Here is a 20,236-nt window from a genome sequence, read left to right on the forward strand (position 1 = left end):
TAAATTAATATTAAATTATATAGGAGATTATCTAACAGGGATCAATGTGTAATTACCTGAAACATCATTGAAGTACACGTCATAGATCCATTCCGCTGCCAAAGGGATATTTCCTCCACTGGTAGTAGCAGTTCCAAAGAACTCAGAATCTGCGCCCCAACTTACATCCCAAGCATTATTCGCTCTAAATTTGAATTCACCAGACTTTAAATTTAAGGATGATGCAGTCCAAAGGTGTGGGTCAAAAGTTGATTTTGTAAGTTGCGTATCTGTGTCGAAATTACCATTTACAGTACCAATAATCGAAATATTCGCATAGGTTGAAACAGGATCTGTGATCTTTTCAAATGTATAACTTAGCGCAGCAGTATCAACTGTAAGTTTGTAGTAACCCGCAGCAGCTACTGCTATATTTCCAGAACCACCATCTGTACTCAGTTGTCCATTAGATGCTCCTAATCCAAATTGCGCATCCCAAGAACCTTTAACCTTGATCATCTTGAAACCTCCTACTTTGAAATATCCTGTAAAAGTATATTTTGTAGCATCTGAGGTTTTTGTAAGTGGGAGCAAATTACCATTTGTAGTTAAGTTATCCCATCCTCCTGCAGTAGCATCACCGATCAGGAATATATCAGTAAAATCATATGTTGGACTCGCTAGGTAAGGTGTGATGGTCAAATTAGTAACATTAGATGTCGCAACCAGATCATTTGCTCCTAAATAGGATTTCACTCTAAAATACATCATTTGTGGTGCGTCTGGAACTAATCCAATTCTTTTCGCAGCCTCATTCAATTGATTGACTGTAAATGTAGAATTAGTCTTAGATTCTGTGACAACACTCAGTTGATAAGGTGCAGTAAATGCTTCATCAGAAGAAATTTCAACACTATAGTTAACAGCTACGGGTACAGAATATTCACCTGCAGACCAAGTAACAGTTAACGCTGGATTACTTGGAAAATTCTGATCCAAAAATAATTGCTTTGTTGATAAATCCATAACGATAGGTGGTGCTGTACTTTCTACCATCACTAATTCTCTATCGCTACAAGTGACTAAGCTTAACATAGCCACAAAAGCAAGAATTAATTTATTTAAAATATTTGTTTTCATTTGTATAATATATTTAGTAGCCAGGATTCTGAATTAGATTACGATTTGCAATAATGTCTTTCGCAGGAATTGGATATAGATTTCTGTAATCTGCTACCGCAGTTCCATCTTTCACACCACCTTTCCAAGGCCACAGTTTCGCAGCTGTTGTAAATCTACCATAACGTATAAGGTCTGTTCTTCTCGTCATTTCCCATCCTAACTCTCTACCTCTCTCATCAAGTATAAAATCTAAATTGATGGATCCCAAAGATGAAGTGTAACCTGCTCTTGTTCTTAGTGCATTCACATATCCTAAAGCAGTTGTTAAGTTCCCGTTTCCGCCTCTTAAAGTAGCTTCCGCATACATAAGGTAAACATCTGCTAATCTAAACAATGGTATATCTGCATCACAAAAGTTTTTTGCAGCATCCTTTCCAAAAGCTCCAGTACTTGTAAGATTTTTATATTTTACGAAGGCATAACCGTCATTAAAACTTCCCAAATCATTGATTTCTAAAGTTTGACCATCTGTGTAGAAGTTACCTCTTTTGTCATTAGAAGTAAATAATCCTACGTATGCAGAAGTTGTTCTAAGACCTCCCCATCCACCGGCAACTCCAAACATAGATTCAGCAGGCATTGTACCACCAACTGGGGCATGAACCATATATGTACTACCTCCGGATGTTTGTGTATTCACACCATCAAAAGCAATTGGGAAGATAAACTCAGGATTATTAAGATCATTATCTGCTAGGAACAAATCTTCATATTTTGACTTTAGTCCATATCCAGCTTCTATAATCTTGTTACAATAAGTGATGACATCATTATTGTGATCGCTACCATCATAAACTTTTGAATTGAGGTATAATTTTGCCAATAACGCCCATGCGGCGGCTTTATCAGCTCTTGCGTATTGCCCTGTTCTTGCATCTCTCAATTCATCAGAAACTGCCAATAGTTCAGATTCTACAAATTTGAATAGATCTGCACGTGCAATTCTTGGAGGAGGAGTTACAGAACCTGGCAAATAAGACTCATCCACAAATGGTCCATTTCCAAATAAATCCAGAACGTAATAGTAAGAAAGAGCTCTAAGAAATCTTGCCTCGGCTCTCATGTATTTTGCCTCTGTAAGATTTGCCCCTGTAATATTATTAGATGCTAATTTATCGTCTGTTACGTTTCTTAAGAATTCATTTGAAGTAGCAATTTGGATATAAAATCTGTAATATGCTCCTGCGATAAACTCATTGGAAGAGTCCCAAGTCATCTTATGCATTGTATGCAGATTACCGTCATTCCAAGCTATTACAGCTTCATCAGTTGGTAACTCTTGCAAAGTATATAGCATTCTAGTGTATTGGGAAAAGTTACCATCAATTCCTCCAACATCAGAATTTCCTCCATTTGCTTCTTGGCCTCCATTAGCGAAACCTCCATAAATCTTAGCTAAAGCATTCGGGTAATTTGAAAAATCACTGAATAAATTAGAAGAAGTCATTCCTATATTTGGTTCTTGTTCCAAATCTTTAACACATGATGTCAACGACAAAAGTCCAAGAACAGCTGATAGTGTTATTATTTTAAAATTTTTACGTATCATTTTTCTCTTATTAAAAATTAAAATTAAATCCAAGTGAATAAATTTTAGGCATTTGATAATAACCATTATCGATACCGCCAAATACTTCAGGATCTACGCCTGTATAATCAGAAATGACAAATACATTTTGCGCCATTGCATATACTCTCAAATTAGTTCCTGGAGAAAAAATATCTTTGAAATTATAACCCAGATTTACATTATCCAATCGGAAGAATGAAGCATTCTCCACAAAGATATCAGAGGTAAATTGTGGCGTATTCAGTCTGTAATCTGCTGCTGTGAAATACACATTTTGAAGATAATCATTGGTTGCAGCAGATTGAAGTGAGCTATTGGAAGAAGCATTGTTATACACGTAGTTTCCAAGTACTGCTCTTGCACTTAGGCTTGCATCCCAATTGTGATATGCAAATTTTGTATTAAAGCCTAAAGTCACATCCGGCTGGTTTGATTTGTAATAATACATATCATCTGCATTGATGATTCCATCTCCGTTTCTATCTACAAAAACACCATCTAAAGGTTTTCCATCTGTTCCATAAGCTTGTTGGAAAACTCTGAATGCAAAAGGATTGTATCCTACAGCGTGGCCTTGAATCGTATTACCTACACCTCCTGCAATACCTCCAACTGGCAAATAATAAGAATCACTAGCACCTTGTATCAGATTTGTAATCTCTGAATTATAATGTGTCGCATTGAATGAAACTTCCCAATTTGTATTTTCATTTTTAATAGGTACAAAAGTGATAGATCCTTCAATACCTTTGGAATCCATATTCCCGGCGTTGATAGTATTAGTATTACTTAAATCTCCAGCAGCAATTGGCGCATCAGTAACCAATAAGTTTTTTGCTTTTTTCTGATAAATGTCTATCGACCCAGTAATTCTGTTATTAGCAAATCCGTAATCTATACCAATATTCTGTGTAGTTGTAGTTTCCCATTGCAACAATGGATTATAGATATCTGGTCTCAACATATAATAATAATCTGACCCGAATTGATAATAAGAACCCGGCTGACTTGGAGAATAGTTTGCAAATGCACGGTAATAATTGTCACCCAATTCTTGCTGTCCTGTTTTACCCCAACCTGCTCTCAGCTTTAATGTACTGATTGATGAATCTTTCAAGAAATTTTCTTCGTTGATTTTCCAAGCTAAAGATACTCCTGGGAAATTACCCCACAAATTATCTCTTGTTCCATTGTAAAACCTAGAAGAACCGTCTCTTCTTACAGAAGCTGAAATGATATATTTATTTGCAATTGTAAAAATACCTCTTCCAAAAAATGATAGCAAAACAGCTTTCTTATCCACTTGAGCAGTTGTTCCACCAGGTTGCCCATTTCCTTGATTTGTAACAATTAAAGGACTCTGTGTTTGGAAGTCTTGGTAGGAATAACCAGCAGTAATATCTACATTGGTATCAATTGCTTCTATGTTTTTAACATAATTGAAATATGTTTCCAATAATTTGTTCTGCTTTTCTATCGAATAAGATCTATCTGATCCTTGAAATAAGAATCCTGATTTATAAATAGGGCTTATGACTTTTGAACCTTCCCCTTTGGAATAATCATAACCTGCATTCACATTAAAATGCAAATCTGGTAAAAAATGAAATTTATAATCCAATTGAATATTACCCAATGCTCTCCAAACAGAAGATATATCGCGCGTTGCATCCAATTGGGCTAACGGATTGGCATTAGAATTTACATTTAAAGTATTATTCAAAAGCCACTCGTAATATCCACCATAATTAGAATTTCCAGAGTAGATTGGCTGAGTTGGATCGAAGTAAGTGGCACTACCAATCACGCCTTCTGCAGGAAATCTATTGTCATTGAAAGTTCCTTTTAAGTTAACATTCACTGTTAAGTGATTATCAAAGAATTTTGGATTCAAATTCAAACCAACAGATGTTCTTTTAAAAGAATTGGTTCTCACGATACCATTTTGGTCATTGTAACCGATTGATAATCTGTAAGGCAATCCTTTGATACCGCCTGTCAAAGACAAATTATTATCTGTTCCCCAAGCTTCTTGATAAATCAAGTCTTGCCAATTTGTATTAGATGTCCCTAATTTTGATTTGTAATTATCAGATGCAAAACTGTTCACAAAATCACGATACTGATCTCCATTCAAAACTGGTGTGGTTCCCATTTTAGTAGAAACCGACATCATCGTAGAAAAGTTCACTTTTAGCTTTCCTGCCGACCCTTGCTTTGTTGTAATCAAAATTACCCCGTTGGATGCTCTATTACCATAGATAGCAGTAGCAGACGCATCTTTTAGAATGTCAAATGTTTGAATATCATTTGGATTAATCAATGATAACGGATCTGCAGCACCACTGATGCCACTAAAATCCTGCGGTACTCCATCAATCACAATCAATGGAGCCTGCGCTCCACCTAAGGATCCAATACCTCTAATTCTGATAGAAGCACCAGCTCCTGGCGCACCACTATTATTTACAATAGTCACACCTGGTGTTTTCCCTTGGATAAGCTGAGCAGGAGAGTTTGCTCCACTATTAAAATCTTTCGCTGTAATAGAAGTTATAGATCCTGTAAGATCCGTTTTCTTCTGCTTACCATAACCAATCAGCACAACCTGCTCGATCTCGGTTTCTTTACTTACCGTATCTGTGGTTTGTTGTGCATGCAACATTGATCCGAGCAATAGGAATGCAGGAGCAATTTTTAATACATTATAGTTTCTCACAAAAAATAAATTTTTAAGGTTTATATTATTTTCAAATTTGTTTTTAGAATTACATTTAATCCTGTTTCGCAATTTATAAAAAAATCATCATTCTGTTAAAATATTTTGAAATTTCTGAATTAATGTAAGTTTGCGAAGATATTTTCAACATTAATACCAGTTTAATTAATTGATATACAAAACCTTAAAACATTTAACAGTTTTTATACAAATGTGAAATTTTAACATATTTTTAAACGATTGTTTAACGTTTTATACTCCTAAATTAACCAATATTAATCCTATATTAATGAAAAATGAAATTAAAACCAACAAATGTTAAAATTATAATTATCAATTTTAGAACACTTATTAACATTAATCATCAAATTAATAATAAAACTTCAACTATCATTTTCCAACAGAAAATCGTATTTTCGCATCTCTAATTTTAGATTATAATGTCAGACAGAAAATTGATCACCGCCGCATTGCCTTACGCAAACGGACCGGTTCATATAGGACATTTGGCGGGTGTTTACATTCCGGCAGACGTCTATGCAAGATTCCAAAGAAGATTGGGAAAAGACGTGGCTTTTATTTGCGGAAGCGATGAGCACGGGATTCCAATTACCATTCGTGCAAAAAAAGAAGGTGTAACCCCTCAAGATATTGTGGACAAATATCACGGCATCATCAAAAAATCTTTCAGCGATTTGGGAATTTCTTTTGATGAATATTCCAGAACAACATCTCCGAAACATTACGACGTAAGTCAGGATTTTTTCAAAACACTATATAATAAGGACAAATTCACGGAAGAAATTTCTGAGCAATACTTTGACGAGCAAGCCAACGAGTTCTTGGCAGACCGCTACATCGTTGGAACTTGCCCAAATTGTGGTAATGTAAATGCTTACGGAGACCAATGTGAAAATTGTGGCTCTACCCTTTCTCCTTCAGAATTAATCAACCCACATTCTATGTTGAGTGGAAATGTTCCAATTCTGAAAGAAACCAAAAACTGGTATTTGCCTTTGAATGAGTACGAAGATTTCCTGAATTCTTGGATCATACAAGGCCACCACGACGATTGGAAAACCAATGTTTACGGACAAGTAAAATCTTGGCTAAACGATGGTCTAAAACCACGGGCAATGACACGCGACCTCAACTGGGGCGTTCCAGTTCCATTGCCAAATGCGGAGGGAAAAGTGCTTTATGTTTGGTTCGATGCGCCAATTGGTTACATCTCTTTCACTCAGGAATGGGCGGAAAAAACCGGCAAAAACTGGAAAGACTACTGGCAAAGCCCAGAATCTGATTTAATTCACTTCATCGGAAAGGACAATATTGTTTTCCATTGCATCATTTTTCCAGCGATGATGAAGGCGCACGGCGATTACATCATGCCAACCAACGTTCCAGCATTCGAATTTTTGAACCTTGAAAATGAAAAAATCTCAACTTCTCGCAATTGGGCAGTCTGGGCGCACGAATATGTAGAAGAATTTCCAGGACAGCAGGATGTTTTAAGATATGCATTGCTTTCGTCTGCGCCTGAAACTAAAGATAACAATTTCACATGGAAAGATTTCCAGACCAAAAACAATTCTGAATTGGTGGGAATTTTCGGTAACTTTATAAATAGAGTTGCGGTTTTGATCCATAAATATTACGATGGCGTAGTTCCTGCAGGAAATGAAAACGCAGAAGAATTAGTTGAAATCAAAAGAGCAGCGGCAGAAATTGCACAATATCTAGAAAACTTCGAATTCCGAAATTCTTTGACCGCGTTGATGAACTTGGCTAGATTTGGAAATCAATATCTTCAGATTGAAGAACCTTGGAAAACCATTAAGGTTGATCCTGAAAAAGCAGCTCATTCGTTATTTGTTGGAGCCCAGATTGCGGTGGCTTTGGCTCAATTATCAGAACCGTTTATGCCTTTCAGTTCAGACAAATTATTGAAAATGTTCAATGTTGAAAAGCTGAATTGGGAAGATATTGAAACCAAAAATATCTTAATCGAAATCGGACATCAAATCAATGAAGCGTCTCTTCTTTTCTCAAAAATCGAAGATTCAACAATAGAGTTCCAAATACAAAAATTAGAGAATACAAAAGAGGAAAACAAAAAGGCAATTGCGCTACAAACAGTTTCACAAGCTGAAGGTGCGGAAGCAGAAGCTCAAATTCCTAAAATTTTGTTGCCTGAAAAAGATCAAATTCAGTTCGATGATTTTATGAAAATCGATTTGAGAACTGCAACTATTCTTACCGCAGAAAAAGTAGAAAAAGCAGACAAGCTTTTAAAATTCACGGTTGATACCGGCGTTGATGTAAGAACCGTAGTTTCCGGTGTTGCAGAGAGTTTCAAACCAGAGGAATTGATCGGAAAACAAGTGATGATTTTACTGAATCTCGCTCCAAGAAAAATCCGTGGCATTGAATCTCAAGGCATGTTCTTATTAACTACAAAATCAGATGGCAAATTGACTTTTGTAACGCCAGATGAGACTGTTGGAAATGGAATTGAAATAGGATAATAATTAAAATTTTATTTAATATTCAAAAGATCTTTTAGTATTCATCTAAAAGATCTTTTTTTTCGCACAATTATTGCTGTCGTTTCCGAAATATCAAACAATCTATGCGAAATTTATATTTGTTAATTTTAATTTTCTTTATTTCTTGCGGAAAACAAGAAAATTATGATGAGGCAGTTTCTGTAGACGCTTCTCTGGTTTCAGTAATTGATGAAACCGAAGTAGATAAATCTCCACCTCCTCCAAATAGCATTTCAGAAAAAACTGCCTCTCCTCCATCCGAATCGCTAAAGACATCAAGCAAAATAATCAAGAACGGAAGAATAGAAATAGAAGTTGGAGATATTAATAAGTCTCAAAAAATCATTACAGAAAATCTTAAAAAAAATAACGCCTATAAGCAGGGAGAATTCTTCAGCAACAGCGAAGATCATGAAATGTTGAAAATGACGATCAGAGTTCCTAATCAGAATTTTGATAATCTTTTGCAATCTATGGATAAAGGTCTTGGAAATGTTATCTCAAAAAACGTAGGCACAGACGATGTTACAGAAGAGTACACCGATGTTTCCATCAGACTTGAGAACAAACTGACTTACTTAGAAAAATACCGCGATCTTCTTAAAAAAAGCAATTCGACAAAAGACATTCTCGAAATCCAGGAGAATATTCGCGCACTGGAAGAGGAAATAGAATCGTCAAAGGGAAGATTAAAGTTCATTGATGATAAGGTAAAATACAGCACAATTGAACTCACATTAATAAAAAACAAACCGAGAGATTCCGTGACTTCAAAGATTGGATTTGGGAGTCAATTTGCAGATTCAGTTGCAGCTGGATGGAATAATTTTATAGGATTTTTGCTTGGATTGATTTCTTACTGGCCATTTTTATTGATCATTCCGACAATTATATTTGCAGTTAGAAAATGGCGAAAACGAAAAAATAAAGCTTAGTATTAATGAAAAGCAAAGCCCCGCTTTGAAAACAAAACGAGACTTTACGGGTAAAAACAAGGTTTCTTTATAAGGCCGGACCAGTGGCGCCTTTGAGGTCTTCCTCTAATTTCTTTCTTTCACGCGCTCTGCGTCTGGCGATGACCGATTTTCCATTGAGGATTCTGATGACTTTTAAATACTCAGTGCGTTTTCCGAAATGATGGGTGATCACGTAGAGCATTATTCCAAAACCGGCAATGATGACGTAGCCAAATATCTTTTTGTTGGCGGAGATAATGGCGTTGAGCTGAATGGTTTTCATATTGGTGGTAATGGTTTGTGGCGTGATGGTCATTCCGTCCATATAGACTGCCAAATCTCCTAAACTGACGATTTGAAATTGATACTGAAACCACGAAAACAAGGCTGAGAAAAATCCTACCGCAAGAAATGTTCGCCATACCAAAACCAGTCCGATGGCGGCCAGCATTTCGTTGAGTTCCAATTTGTCTAACGTGTAATACCAAACCGAGATAAAGAGCGAACACATTCCGTAGCCTTTCAAAAACATCGGTAAGTACCAGCTTTCATAATTGAATTCCAGCACCATCGAAAAGTACATAATGATAGCATAAGCCGTCATTGAAGCAAAGCCTGAAAAGATGAACATTTTGAGCGGTCTTTCTTTTTTAAACCAAAATACAGCGATGACTCCGGCTAGTAATAATCCTGGCGTCATCATGACATTCAGTTTTGCATTCGTCAATTGGTCGTAGCCCAAAACTCCTACAGAATAGATGTTTTGAAGCGACGTTGTTCCCAAAAACATTCCCAGCCAAAGTAGCATAAACAGTCCGTTCAGCACATTGCTTTTGGTAAAAATATGAAATGAAATATACGGTCTTTTCAAAGTCAGCTGTCGGATGGCCAATAAAGCGAAACTCACAAATGCAGCGATGCTTGCGTTGATGATGTTTTTTGAAATGAGCCAATCCTGCTGTTTCCCAAACGAAAATACGTACGCCGAAAACATAAACGTTGACACAAAAAGAATGATGCTGAGCCAATCGATGTAATGCAACGGAACTTTTAAGGCAAAATATTTATCGTGCATCAAAACCCAACACAATAATGCCAGGACGAAACACAACACCGCTGCCAAAATAAAGAACTGCTGAAAGTTTTTAAGTATCGAAACTTCCACTGCATAATACGCGGAGACCTGATTTAATATTAAAACAAATGTGTAGAAAACGCCGTAAAAAATCCCACGTCCGCCCAGCATTGCCATTAAAGGTAAAAATAATTCAATAGTAATCATCATTTTTAAAAATCCGATAACCAAAGAGGTCATTACAATCACCATCGGTTCGAAAGTGGTGGCGTTGATATAACTTAGTGCACCGAGAAGCACCAATAACATCACTATTTTATCACGGACTTTGAACCGCATTTTCATTCTTAAAACCACAGGCATACACGCTCCCATCCCAATGGTGGTGGCATAGTTTGCCCACAGAAAATATTCCTGCATCACACCGGTTCCGCCCACCATAAAACTGATGTTTCCGGTGTAAACGCCTCCCAACGGCATCACCACGATAAGCAGTAAAACCATTATCAGAAGCTGTACGGGTTTCGGAACCCAATCGCTGAAAAGACCTTTGTTGTACATAATTTTTTTTTAAGACTTAGAGATAATAGACCGATAGATGATAGATAAGGGTTCTTAAAAACTTTGTCTGTAACTCTATTATCTATTCGTCGATTCTCTATCTGTCTGCATTTAAAGAAACATTCATATTCATTCCCGCGCTCAGTTTCGCCACGTCTTCTTTTTTGTTGGCATCTGTAAACTCAATTCTTACGGGAATTCTCTGTTGTACTTTGATGAAGTTACCGGTTGAGTTGTCCGTCGGAACACTTGAATATCTTGAACCTGTTGCTGCGGAAACTGCGGTGACTTTTCCTTCAAACTGTTTTCCGCCTAAGGCATCGGCAGTCATCATTAATTTTTCACCTATTTTAATATTTGGCATCTGGCTTTCAAGGAAATTGGCAGTTACCCATTTTTGATTGTTTAAAACGATGGTGGCAACTTGCTGTCCGGGTTGAATTAACTGTCCTTCAGAAATCGTTCTTCTTCCCATCACACCATCGTAAGGCGCAGTGATAACGGTATAGGAAAGATTGATTTTCGCCATATCCAAAGCGGCTTTTGTTCTTTTGATTTCTGCATCGTTGATGCCTAATTTGCTTTTCACTTCGGTTGTCGAAAGGTTGGCCGACTGTTTCTGATTGACCAACGTTTCGTAGGCTGCTTTTTGCGCATCGTATTCGGTTTTGGCCTGGTCAAATTGCTGTCTCGTCACCGCTTCTGCCGCCAAAAGGTTTTTGTATCGGCCTAAATTCTGTTCGGCGTTCCACAATCTTGCTTTTGCTCCGGCGATGTTGGATTCCATCACGCTGACGTTGTTGGAAACGGTATTGATTGAAGAACCTGTAGCCGAACGTTGAGCCAATGCGTTTTGATACGCTGCTTCCGCCTGTCCGAGTTGCGTGATGATTTCACGGTCATCCAAAATGGCCAACGTATCGCCTTTTTTCACCTGCTGATGTTCGATGAATTTTATTTCCTTAATATAAGCCGAAACTCTTGTGTTGATTGGATTGATAAATTCCTCCACCTGAGCCGCTTCCGTATAGGTTTTGTCACCGATGTGAAAGTACTGACGAATCAGCCAAAACAATCCGAAACCTATCACTGCAAAAACGATAACGTTTGAAATGATGGCTCTGATTTTATTCTTTCTGTTTTGTTTCTTCTTAGCTTCAGCGCTTGATACCACAGGTTTTACCGGCGCTTGTGGTTGTGTATTTTGAGTATTTTGAGTATTTTGTTCCTTGTTTTCCATTGTTTTTATATTTTTTTGAACATAAAGTTCAGAGAGGTTTTTTTTTATAAATGTTTTAAGTTCGCAATGCCGTTTTAAACGCAAAGACTTCATTTGAAACCGCTAAATTTTAATAGTGCAAAGGCAAATAAATTTGCTTCGCGAAGCTTATGTACAAGCTTAGTAAAATCAACTTGTTGAATTTATGTTTATTTATTTTTTTTCTATTACTACTTTTAGTCATTTAAAAATTGGTCAAAATTATTTCCCCAGCCCTAAAGGGAGTAATTTTGACTCATTTTCAAGAGAATTTTTCCTCCCTTTAATGTTGGGGCGAAGAAAAATTCTTTGAAAATTTACATTTGAAATCAAAGTGTTCCAGTCGACTTCAGTAAATTATAATATTGATACAGCACATTGATTTCCGCATTCGCAAAGTCCAGTTCAGATTGTAGTTTCTGGTTTTGCGCATCAATCATTTCTGCCTGTACCGCCAATTGATTGAGGTATTTCGCTTCGGTGATTTTATAGTTTTCTTCCGCCAGCCTTTTCGCATCATTTAAAATATCGGCCTGCTGAATTGCTTCCTGATATTTTACATACGAAGCATTAACATTCATATCAATATTCTGTTGGGTCAAAGTCAAAGCGTCATTAGCCTGCATTTTCTGGAATTCGCCCAGCTTTACTTTTTCTTTGGTTTTATACAGATTATCGATGTTGTAGCTTAAAGAAATTCCACCTTGCCAACCGCTCGCATACATATCCAATACAGGATTTCTATTGGTAATCGGTCTTTGCAGACTGTACCCACCGAAACCGGAAAGCGTGGGCATCCTGTCGGTTTTGATGATTTCAATATTTTTGTCGGCAACACCAATGTTGGTTTGTGCAGATTTCAATTGTGGATTGCTGTCGTGAGCGAGATTTAAATAATAATCCATCCCTATTCCTGATTCTTTATTTTCCAAATTTTCAACCGGAATAATTTCGGTATCGGCTGGCAATCCTAAACCGATATTTAAATTGTAATTGAGGATTTTTCTGTTGTTGGCTAAAGTCAGAATGCTTTGGTCAAGATTTTTAATCGCCAGTTCACCACGGATGACTTCATTTCTCGTTACCATTCCCTGTTTGTAAAAATCGTTGATGTTCTTCAAACGTTGCTGAGCCAGTTTTTTATTATTATCAAAAACCGATTGTTGATTGATGATTTTATAAACATCCAGATAATTAGAAATCACTAAAAATTTCACGTCCTGCTGATTCTTTTCTAAATCCAGTTCAGAAAGCTGTTCGCGAAGTCCCGCCAGTTCAATCGATTTATTGACCAATCCACCTTTGAAAATCAATTGAGTTGCCTGCACACCATACGTACTTCCGTAATGAGGCATCGGAATCGCGGTTGAGTTTGAGAAATCTTTGTCGATTGCCACCACATTTCCCAAATAAAATTGAGTTGTAGAAGCTGTGATGGAAGGGAGTTTCTGAAGTTTGGTGATATCGATCTGCTGTTTGGCAATATTGATATTCTGTGCCGAAACTTTCAATTGGTAGTGGTTTTGAAGCGCAAGTTCGGCAACTTCATTTGCTGTCATCTGTTTTATTTCTTGTGAAAAAAACAGCGCAGGAAAGATAGCCATCACGAGTGACAGTGCTGTTTTTATATTCTTTGTCATTTTACCTTGTTTTACGTAGCAAAGTTACGACGGATGCAATATCAAACAAATGTTTGAGATTTGGAAAAAGATGTTCAAATGTAGGATTTTAGCCTTCGAACTGATTTCGGTATTGAGAAGGACTTACTTCCAAATGTTTTTTAAAAAAGTGGGAAAACGAATACTGGTCGCTGAAACCAAGAATTGTAGAAATCTCTGAAACTGGCTTTTTAGAAGAGTTTAATAACACTTTTGCCTCATTGATTACAATTAGAGCAATAATCTGACTCGCTGACTTTTCCGTAATAGTTTTGACGACTGACGAAAGATGTCTGGTTGTAATCGACTGTCGTTCGGCGTAGAACTCTACCGTTCTGTCATTATGATGATGAGAAGCCAAATCATTGAGAAAAACGAAAACAATCTCCTCCTGTCTCGACATCTGATTCATCGAATTGCTGTCCTCGCTGGATATAATTCCAGCCATCTGGTAACAGAAAACCGAGAAGAGATGTTCCACCATTTCCTTTTTATAAGTCATTTCAGTCTGAGAATCGAGAATATATTTTAAAAAGTTTACGCTTTTCCAAACCATATCCATATCATCCTGATGAAAAGGAACGCCCACATTCATCTGCTGACGGAAATATCGGTACGTTATTAACCGATTAAATTTCAAAGACAAAGCGGAAATAAATTCCCGTTTGTAAGAAACCATCCTCGACTGGAAATCGTCACTTACAGAAATGAGTTCGTAAACGGTCTGCGGATCGGTCACCATAAACATATTGGCCGACAGTTCGAGGTCGCTGAAATGCTGTCGCAGTTTGATACAACCGCTTCTAATAAAGATAAAAGCAGGGTTATCGGGACGGAAAGGTTTGTCGGCAGAGATTCTTTCAAAAATATTATGTTGCGTAAAAATCTCAACCCCGAATTTTTCTAAAGCGGACATAAGGCAAATTTAGTGTTTTGTGGAGTTATGGCTGATTTTTAAACGCAAAGCACGCAAATATTTTTTGGTAAAAGTGACTGCTTTTAAGATTCGCAAAGACGTTAGAACTCATCAAAGATTCTTAAAAACGAAAAACCTCAGAGAAAATGTTCTGAGGTTTTTGGACATTCATAGCCCCGATAGTAACGGTTACCCCACAGCAAGCCTTGGGAAAAGCTTTGGCGCGAGGAGTAATAGTGGATAGCGGGAAACAGCTCCTAAACAAAAATTAAGCAAACTGTTCGACGGAGTCAAATAGCTCCTAAAAATTTATTTTGTTACGATGTAAACTTCCTCGTACGGCTGAATCAACACCCAACCGTTGCCGGAAAATTTCATTTGGAATTCTTCGCCACTTCCTCTGCCGATGAGGCTTTTGAGAGAAACGTTGGTTTTGAGTTCTGGTGTCAGGTTTCCGGACCACGCGACTGTTGCGTTTGGGTCGGTGAAAACAGGTGCGTCTGGCGTTACCAAAAGCGTCAAAGGATGGCCGTGCGTGGTGATGGCGATGTGGCCGGTTCCCGTAAGTTTCACTTGGAAAAGTCCGCCTGCCATAACGCCTGCGATGCTTTTTAGCATTTTGATGTCGCTTTTGATGCTTTGGTCGTGGGCCAAAACGTCGTTTCCGTTGACGGAGATGGATTCATTTTCGAGGTAAAGGATTCTTACTTTTTTGCCGTTGTCTGCAACGTACAATCTGCCGGTTCCTTCGGCTTTCATCAGTTTTGTGCCTTCGCCAGAAATTGCTTTTTTGAGAAGGTTGCCCAGTCCACCGGAAAGCATTCCTTGTCTTTCGAAATTGACGTTCCCAACGTAGCCGACCATACTTCCGGCCTTAGTCCAAACCGCTTGGTTGTTGAGGTTGATTTCCAGAAGTTCTGGTTTCTCCAGCTCGAAATGGTCTTTTTCCTGTGAATTTTCTTTGGTCTCGTTGACGAAAGCTTCGATTGAAAATTTGCTCATAGTTTGTATTTTTTTAGTTATACCAAGCTAAGGATTTTTTTGATAGGATTGATATTAAATATTTGAAAATGGATTATCCTCACCCTAAATCCCTCTCCAAAGGAGAGGGACTCTGACTCAAGAAAAAAACCTAACAAGAACGGTTAGGTTTTAAATATAATAGGTAAAAATTTGGTGTCTAAAATTGTCCGCCTCCGAGTGCTCTGTAGAATTCGGTAACGGCCTGAAGTTGTTGCAATTTGTCATTCACTCCGGAAAGTCTGGCTTGTAGCAAAGCTTGCTCGGATGTCAAAACATTGACGTAATTCACGTTGGATGAATAGGTTAATAGTTCTTTGTTGAATTCTAACGCTTTCTCCAAAGATTGGATTTGTAATTGTCTTGTGTCTTCTTTCTCCTTCGCTTTTTGATAGGACAATAATGAGTTCGAAACTTCGGAACCTGCAGTTAGTAAAGCTTTTTCGAATGTATAATAAGCCTGCATTTTACGGGCTTCCATAATTCTTACCTGTGCTTTTCTGGTTCCCATTTGGAAAATATTTTGTGTCACCGTTCCTCCAAGTGTGTAGAACAGAGAATTAGTGAAAAAACTTTCCAAAGTTCTGGATGACAATCCCAAAGTTCCTGTGATGCTAATCGTTGGATAAACCTGCGCCATCGCCATATTTTTGTTCTCGAAAGCCTGACGGAAAGTTAATTCGGCCGACTGAACATCAGGACGATTTTTCAATAATGAAGCAGGAACTCCAGTTTTTAAATCTGTGTAAATTACCTGAGAATCGATGGAATTTCTGTCAATCGATTGCGGATTATCATTCATTAAAATATTCAGGGAATTCTCGGTTTGCTGGATTTGCATTTCCAAATCCGGAACCGACAATTGCGCCGAATAAAGATTTGCCTTACTTTGTTCCACGTCAGCTCCTGTCAGATATGCCGCGTCCATCAACAACTTTACAGATTCTACATCTTGTTTACGAAGTTCAATGGTCTGTTTTGTAATTTCCAATTGCTTATCCAGCGAAATCAATTGATAATATAACGTCGCCGCCTGCGCTACCATTTGTGTTTGAATGGCGCGTTTTGCCGCATCAGTTTGAAGAAATCCTGCGTAGGCCGAGTTTTTAAGCGCTTTGATTCTTCCCCAAACATCGATTTCCCAACCTGTTGAGATTCCTAATCTGTACACCAGCAAATCGGGCATCACGAAGTTTCCACCTTGCGCCGCTGCACTATTTTTGGTTTCTGTCACAGAAGCAATGCCATCCAGACTTGGGAGATTCTGCAATTTGGATTGTTTGAAAACGGCACTTGCTTCCTGGATTCTGGCGACCGCTACTTTCAAATCCAGATTATTCTGAATGGTTTTATTGATGATATTCTGAAGTTTGACATCTGTGAAGATTTGGTTCCACGCAACGTTGGCTACAGAAGTACTGTCATTATTGGTTTTTTGTCGGAACAGATTGTCCTGTCGACTTTGCTCGATGTCTGGACTCTTGTAAGTATCCGTGACTTTACACGAGTAAAAGAAACCAGCGACACCTGCTAATATGATTAGATTTTTTAATTTCATTTTTCTCAAGTTTAATTGCGCATTCCTAGGGCTTTACCCTAGGCTTTTTGATTGCGCCACTACGTGGCTTTGGATTATTCGCTAAGTTCGCCTTCATATTTATCAGACACTTTCTTGCTGCTCACTTTTTCCTGCAGATACATAAAGACAGCGAACAAAATCGGAATAAAAAACACACCGAATATAGTTCCGAAAAGCATTCCTCCAATCGCTCCAATTCCGATGGATTGGTTACCAACCGCTCCTGCTCCAGTGGAAATCGCCAATGGAATCAAACCGAAAATGAACGCAAACGAGGTCATCAAAATCGGACGAAGTCTTTGTTTAGCACCACTAATTGCCGCGTGTGCAATTGTGTAACCTTTTTTCCTCGCATCCAGGGCAAATTCTACAATCAGGATCGCATTCTTGGCCAAGAGTCCAATCAACATAATGAGTGAAATCTGAGTGTAAATATTATTAGAACCACCAATCCAGCTGCTGAACATCATTACCCCAGCCAAACCAACCGGCAACGACAACATTACTGCAAATGGTAAAATGTAACTTTCATACTGCGCTGCCAAAAGGAAATAAACGAACACACAACATAAAATAAAGATGTAAACGGTTTGTCCTCCCGCGGTAACTTCCTCTCTCGTCAAACCAGAAAATTCGTAGCCGTAACCTTGTGGCAAGGTTTCTTTTGCAACTCTTTCAACGGTGTTGATTGCGTCTCCAGAAGAGAAACCAGGATTTGGTGTTCCGTTCAGTGATATTGCTGTAAATAGATTGAATCTTCCGATTGCTTGCGGACCATAAACTTTTCTTGCGGTAATGAATCTGCTTAATGGTGCCATTTCGCCATTCGAATTTCGAACTTGGATCATATTGAAACTCTCCAGATTTTCTCTGTCCTCAAAAGGTGCTTGATAAATTACACGATATTGCTTCCCAAAGAGATTGACATTCGACGCGTAAACACCACCGTAATAACCTTGCATTGTCGTTAAAATATCATTGATGGTAAATCCTGCAGCTTTGGTTGCAGCAATATCAATATCAATCATATATTGCGGATAATTCGGGTTGAAAGAGGTAAAAGTTCTTTGAATATCCGGTTGTTGATTCATTTTATCGATGAAATCATTGGTCACTTTGGTCAAGTCTGCGATGCTTCCACCTTTCTGATCTTGGATCTGCATTTCGAAACCTGCGGCATTACCAAAACCTTGCAACGTTGGCCTTCCGAAGAAAGTCATCTTTGCATCCTTGATTCCAGCAGTTTCTTTGTACATCCTCGCAACAAAAGATTGCAAGTCGGTTCCTTTATCTGTTCTGTCTTTCCAGTCTTTCAGTTTTACGATGAGCATTCCGTTGTTGGAACCACTTCCACTGATCATTCCTCGACCAGAAACTTTGAAGATGTGTAGAACTTCCGGTTGTTTTTTGACGATGTCTTCCACTTTCTGCATCACTTCTCTCGTCCGATTTTCATTGGAACCAATTGGAAGCGAGATGTCCATAAAAATCCCGCCCATATCTTCACTTGGAACGAAGGATTTCGGTGTCGTGTTCATTAACCAAACAAAAATTCCAGCAAAAACCGCCAGTCCTGCGAAGGCCATCCATTTTTTTCTTAATAAAAATAAAATTCCCCGTGTATAACGTTTCACCATCGCATCAAAAATGATATTAAAATTGGTAAAAAACCTTTCCAAGAAATTCTTTTTCTTTTCTTCGTGAGAATGAGGCTTGAGGAAAATCGCACATAAAGCTGGACTTAACGTCAATGCATTGACGGCGGATAATATAATTGAGATCGCTAATGTCAATCCAAATTGTTTGTAGAAAACTCCGGCAGAACCAGAGATAAAACTCACCGGAATGAAAACCGCCGCCATTACCAAAGTAATACTGATAATCGCGCCACTGATCTCATCCATTGCATTCACAGAAGCTCGTAGTGGTGATTTTTCGCCATTTTCCAATTTACTGTGAACAGCCTCTACAACTACAATTGCATCATCGACCACAATTCCCACCGCCAAAATCAAGGCAAAAAGTGTTAATAGATTGATCGTAAATCCAAAAATACTTAGAAAGAAAAATGTTCCCACAATTGCAACCGGAACCGAAATCGCCGGAATCAAAGTTGAACGCCAATCCTGCAGAAATAAGAAAACCACGATGAATACAAGGATAAACGCCTCAAACAAAGTATGGATCACTTTCTCGATGGACGCGTCCAAAAAGTCGTTGGCGTTGACAAGCGCAACATATTTCACACCTTTCGGAAATGATTCCTGTGCTTTATCAAGAACCGCAATCGATTGGTCGATAACTTCTTGAGCATTGGAACCTGCTGTTTGTGCAACCGCCATACCAATGGAAGGATTTCCGTCCGTGACACTAGTTCCTGTATAATCTTGCGCACCAAGTTCAACTCTTGCCACATCTTTCAGTTTCAAGGTTTGTCCATTCTCAGTAGCTTTGATGATGATATTATCGAATTCTGGAATCTCGGTTAATCTTCCTTTATATTTTAAAGTATATCTGAAACTCTGGTTACTCTCGTCACCTAAACTTCCTGGCGCCGCCTCGATATTTTGTTCAGCTAAAAGCGTACTGATATCCGATGGCACAAGTCCATAGGAAGCCATTTTGTTTGGATCCAACCAAATTCTGATCGAGTAATCTTTAGAACCAAAAACCGTCACATCACCAACGCCCGTTACCCTTTTGATTTGTGGAACGATATTGATGTTGGTGTAATTCTGAAGGAAAGTCATATCATACGCAGGATTCTCACTGTAGAGCGAGAAGATCAATACGTTGGAACTTTGTCTCTTCAAAACGGTAACTCCGGCTTGTGTAACTTCTCGAGGTAGAAGAGAATTCGCTCTGGAAACCCTGTTTTGAACGTTTACCGCGGCGATATCCGGATCAACACCTTGCTTGAAATAAACAGTCACCGATCCCGACCCGTCGTTGGTCGCGGAAGAAGTCATATACGTCATTCCTTCCACACCATTGATCTGCTCCTCGAGGGGAACGATTACACTTTTCAAGATAACATCGGCATTCGCACCTTGATAACTTGTGTTCACCACTACGGTTGGAGGCGCGATATCTGGATATTGAGAAACCGGCAAAGTCACGATTCCCAATACACCAAGGATCACGATGATGATTGAAATAACGGTGGATAATACCGGACGTTCTATAAATTTTTTAAACATATATTTTTAGACTA

Annotated in this window: 12 protein-coding genes; 2 read left to right on the forward strand and 10 right to left on the reverse strand. The window is 38.3% G+C overall.

Going from position 1 to position 20,236, the window contains the following annotated elements; translation table 11 throughout:
* Positions 1–27: 27 nt before the first annotated feature.
* From IO90_RS05525 to IO90_RS05535, 3 genes are read right to left on the reverse strand one after another with little or no spacing between them, the layout of a single operon-like run.
* The gene (locus tag IO90_RS05525; protein WP_081871777.1) at positions 28–1,119 is read right to left on the reverse strand and encodes a SusE domain-containing protein; all 1,092 of its coding nucleotides are present in this window, start codon (positions 1,117–1,119) and stop codon (positions 28–30) included.
* A gap of 13 nt (positions 1,120–1,132) precedes the next feature.
* On the reverse strand, positions 1,133–2,710 hold the full coding sequence (locus IO90_RS05530; protein ID WP_034964898.1) for a RagB/SusD family nutrient uptake outer membrane protein: 1,578 nt from the start codon (positions 2,708–2,710) through the stop codon (positions 1,133–1,135).
* Positions 2,711–2,720: 10 nt separating this feature from the next.
* The gene (locus IO90_RS05535; protein ID WP_034964810.1) at positions 2,721–5,450 is read right to left on the reverse strand and encodes a SusC/RagA family TonB-linked outer membrane protein; all 2,730 of its coding nucleotides are present in this window, start codon (positions 5,448–5,450) and stop codon (positions 2,721–2,723) included.
* Between the two features lie 440 nt (positions 5,451–5,890).
* Between IO90_RS05535 and metG the strand changes: the two genes are divergently transcribed.
* Both metG and IO90_RS05545 read left to right on the forward strand, forming a co-directional pair.
* Positions 5,891–7,978 carry a methionine--tRNA ligase gene (gene metG, locus IO90_RS05540; RefSeq protein WP_034964813.1) on the forward strand — a complete coding sequence of 696 codons (2,088 nt, stop codon included), beginning with the start codon at positions 5,891–5,893 and terminating at the stop codon, positions 7,976–7,978.
* A gap of 104 nt (positions 7,979–8,082) precedes the next feature.
* Positions 8,083–8,934: a DUF4349 domain-containing protein gene (locus tag IO90_RS05545; protein WP_034964814.1), complete on the forward strand. Its 852-nt coding sequence runs from the start codon at positions 8,083–8,085 to the stop codon at positions 8,932–8,934.
* Between the two features lie 67 nt (positions 8,935–9,001).
* On the opposite strand, the gene IO90_RS05550 is transcribed toward IO90_RS05545, so the two are convergent.
* From IO90_RS05550 to IO90_RS05580, 7 genes are all read right to left on the reverse strand, one after another.
* A complete protein-coding gene (locus IO90_RS05550) occupies positions 9,002–10,591 on the reverse strand; it encodes a hypothetical protein (protein WP_034964817.1) in 1,590 nt (529 codons plus the stop codon).
* 97 nt (positions 10,592–10,688) lie between these two features.
* Entirely contained in the window at positions 10,689–11,831 is a 1,143-nt protein-coding gene (locus tag IO90_RS05555; protein ID WP_034964899.1) for an HlyD family secretion protein, read from the reverse strand.
* A gap of 347 nt (positions 11,832–12,178) precedes the next feature.
* A complete protein-coding gene (locus IO90_RS05560) occupies positions 12,179–13,489 on the reverse strand; it encodes a TolC family protein (protein WP_034964819.1) in 1,311 nt (436 codons plus the stop codon).
* Positions 13,490–13,577: 88 nt separating this feature from the next.
* Positions 13,578–14,423 (reverse strand): helix-turn-helix domain-containing protein, encoded by an 846-nt coding sequence (locus tag IO90_RS05565; RefSeq protein ID WP_034964821.1) that lies wholly within the window; start codon positions 14,421–14,423, stop codon positions 13,578–13,580.
* 309 nt (positions 14,424–14,732) lie between these two features.
* On the reverse strand, positions 14,733–15,425 hold the full coding sequence (locus IO90_RS05570) for an AIM24 family protein (RefSeq protein WP_034964823.1): 693 nt from the start codon (positions 15,423–15,425) through the stop codon (positions 14,733–14,735).
* Positions 15,426–15,603: 178 nt separating this feature from the next.
* Complete coding sequence (locus IO90_RS05575) at positions 15,604–17,001, reverse strand: efflux transporter outer membrane subunit (protein WP_034964824.1); 1,398 nt, start codon at positions 16,999–17,001, stop codon at positions 15,604–15,606.
* Positions 17,002–17,075: 74 nt separating this feature from the next.
* Positions 17,076–20,222, reverse strand: a complete 3,147-nt coding sequence (locus IO90_RS05580; RefSeq protein WP_034964826.1) for an efflux RND transporter permease subunit — start codon at positions 20,220–20,222, stop codon at positions 17,076–17,078.
* Positions 20,223–20,236 lie beyond the last annotated feature (14 nt).

The sequence above is a fragment of the Chryseobacterium sp. FH1 genome (assembly GCF_000735135.1).
Taxonomy (GTDB): Bacteria; Bacteroidota; Bacteroidia; order Flavobacteriales; family Weeksellaceae; genus Epilithonimonas.

Coding starts and splice junctions, on each gene's coding strand:
- IO90_RS05555 (WP_034964899.1), bottom strand. CDS start 11,831: ATGGAAAACAAGGAACAAAATACTCAAAATACTCAAAATACACAACCA.
- IO90_RS05545 (WP_034964814.1), top strand. CDS start 8,083: ATGCGAAATTTATATTTGTTAATTTTAATTTTCTTTATTTCTTGCGGA.
- IO90_RS05580 (WP_034964826.1), bottom strand. CDS start 20,222: ATGTTTAAAAAATTTATAGAACGTCCGGTATTATCCACCGTTATTTCA.
- IO90_RS05550 (WP_034964817.1), bottom strand. CDS start 10,591: ATGTACAACAAAGGTCTTTTCAGCGATTGGGTTCCGAAACCCGTACAG.
- metG (WP_034964813.1), top strand. CDS start 5,891: ATGTCAGACAGAAAATTGATCACCGCCGCATTGCCTTACGCAAACGGA.
- IO90_RS05560 (WP_034964819.1), bottom strand. CDS start 13,489: ATGACAAAGAATATAAAAACAGCACTGTCACTCGTGATGGCTATCTTT.
- IO90_RS05525 (WP_081871777.1), bottom strand. CDS start 1,119: ATGAAAACAAATATTTTAAATAAATTAATTCTTGCTTTTGTGGCTATG.
- IO90_RS05575 (WP_034964824.1), bottom strand. CDS start 17,001: ATGAAATTAAAAAATCTAATCATATTAGCAGGTGTCGCTGGTTTCTTT.
- IO90_RS05530 (WP_034964898.1), bottom strand. CDS start 2,710: ATGATACGTAAAAATTTTAAAATAATAACACTATCAGCTGTTCTTGGA.
- IO90_RS05565 (WP_034964821.1), bottom strand. CDS start 14,423: ATGTCCGCTTTAGAAAAATTCGGGGTTGAGATTTTTACGCAACATAAT.
- IO90_RS05570 (WP_034964823.1), bottom strand. CDS start 15,425: ATGAGCAAATTTTCAATCGAAGCTTTCGTCAACGAGACCAAAGAAAAT.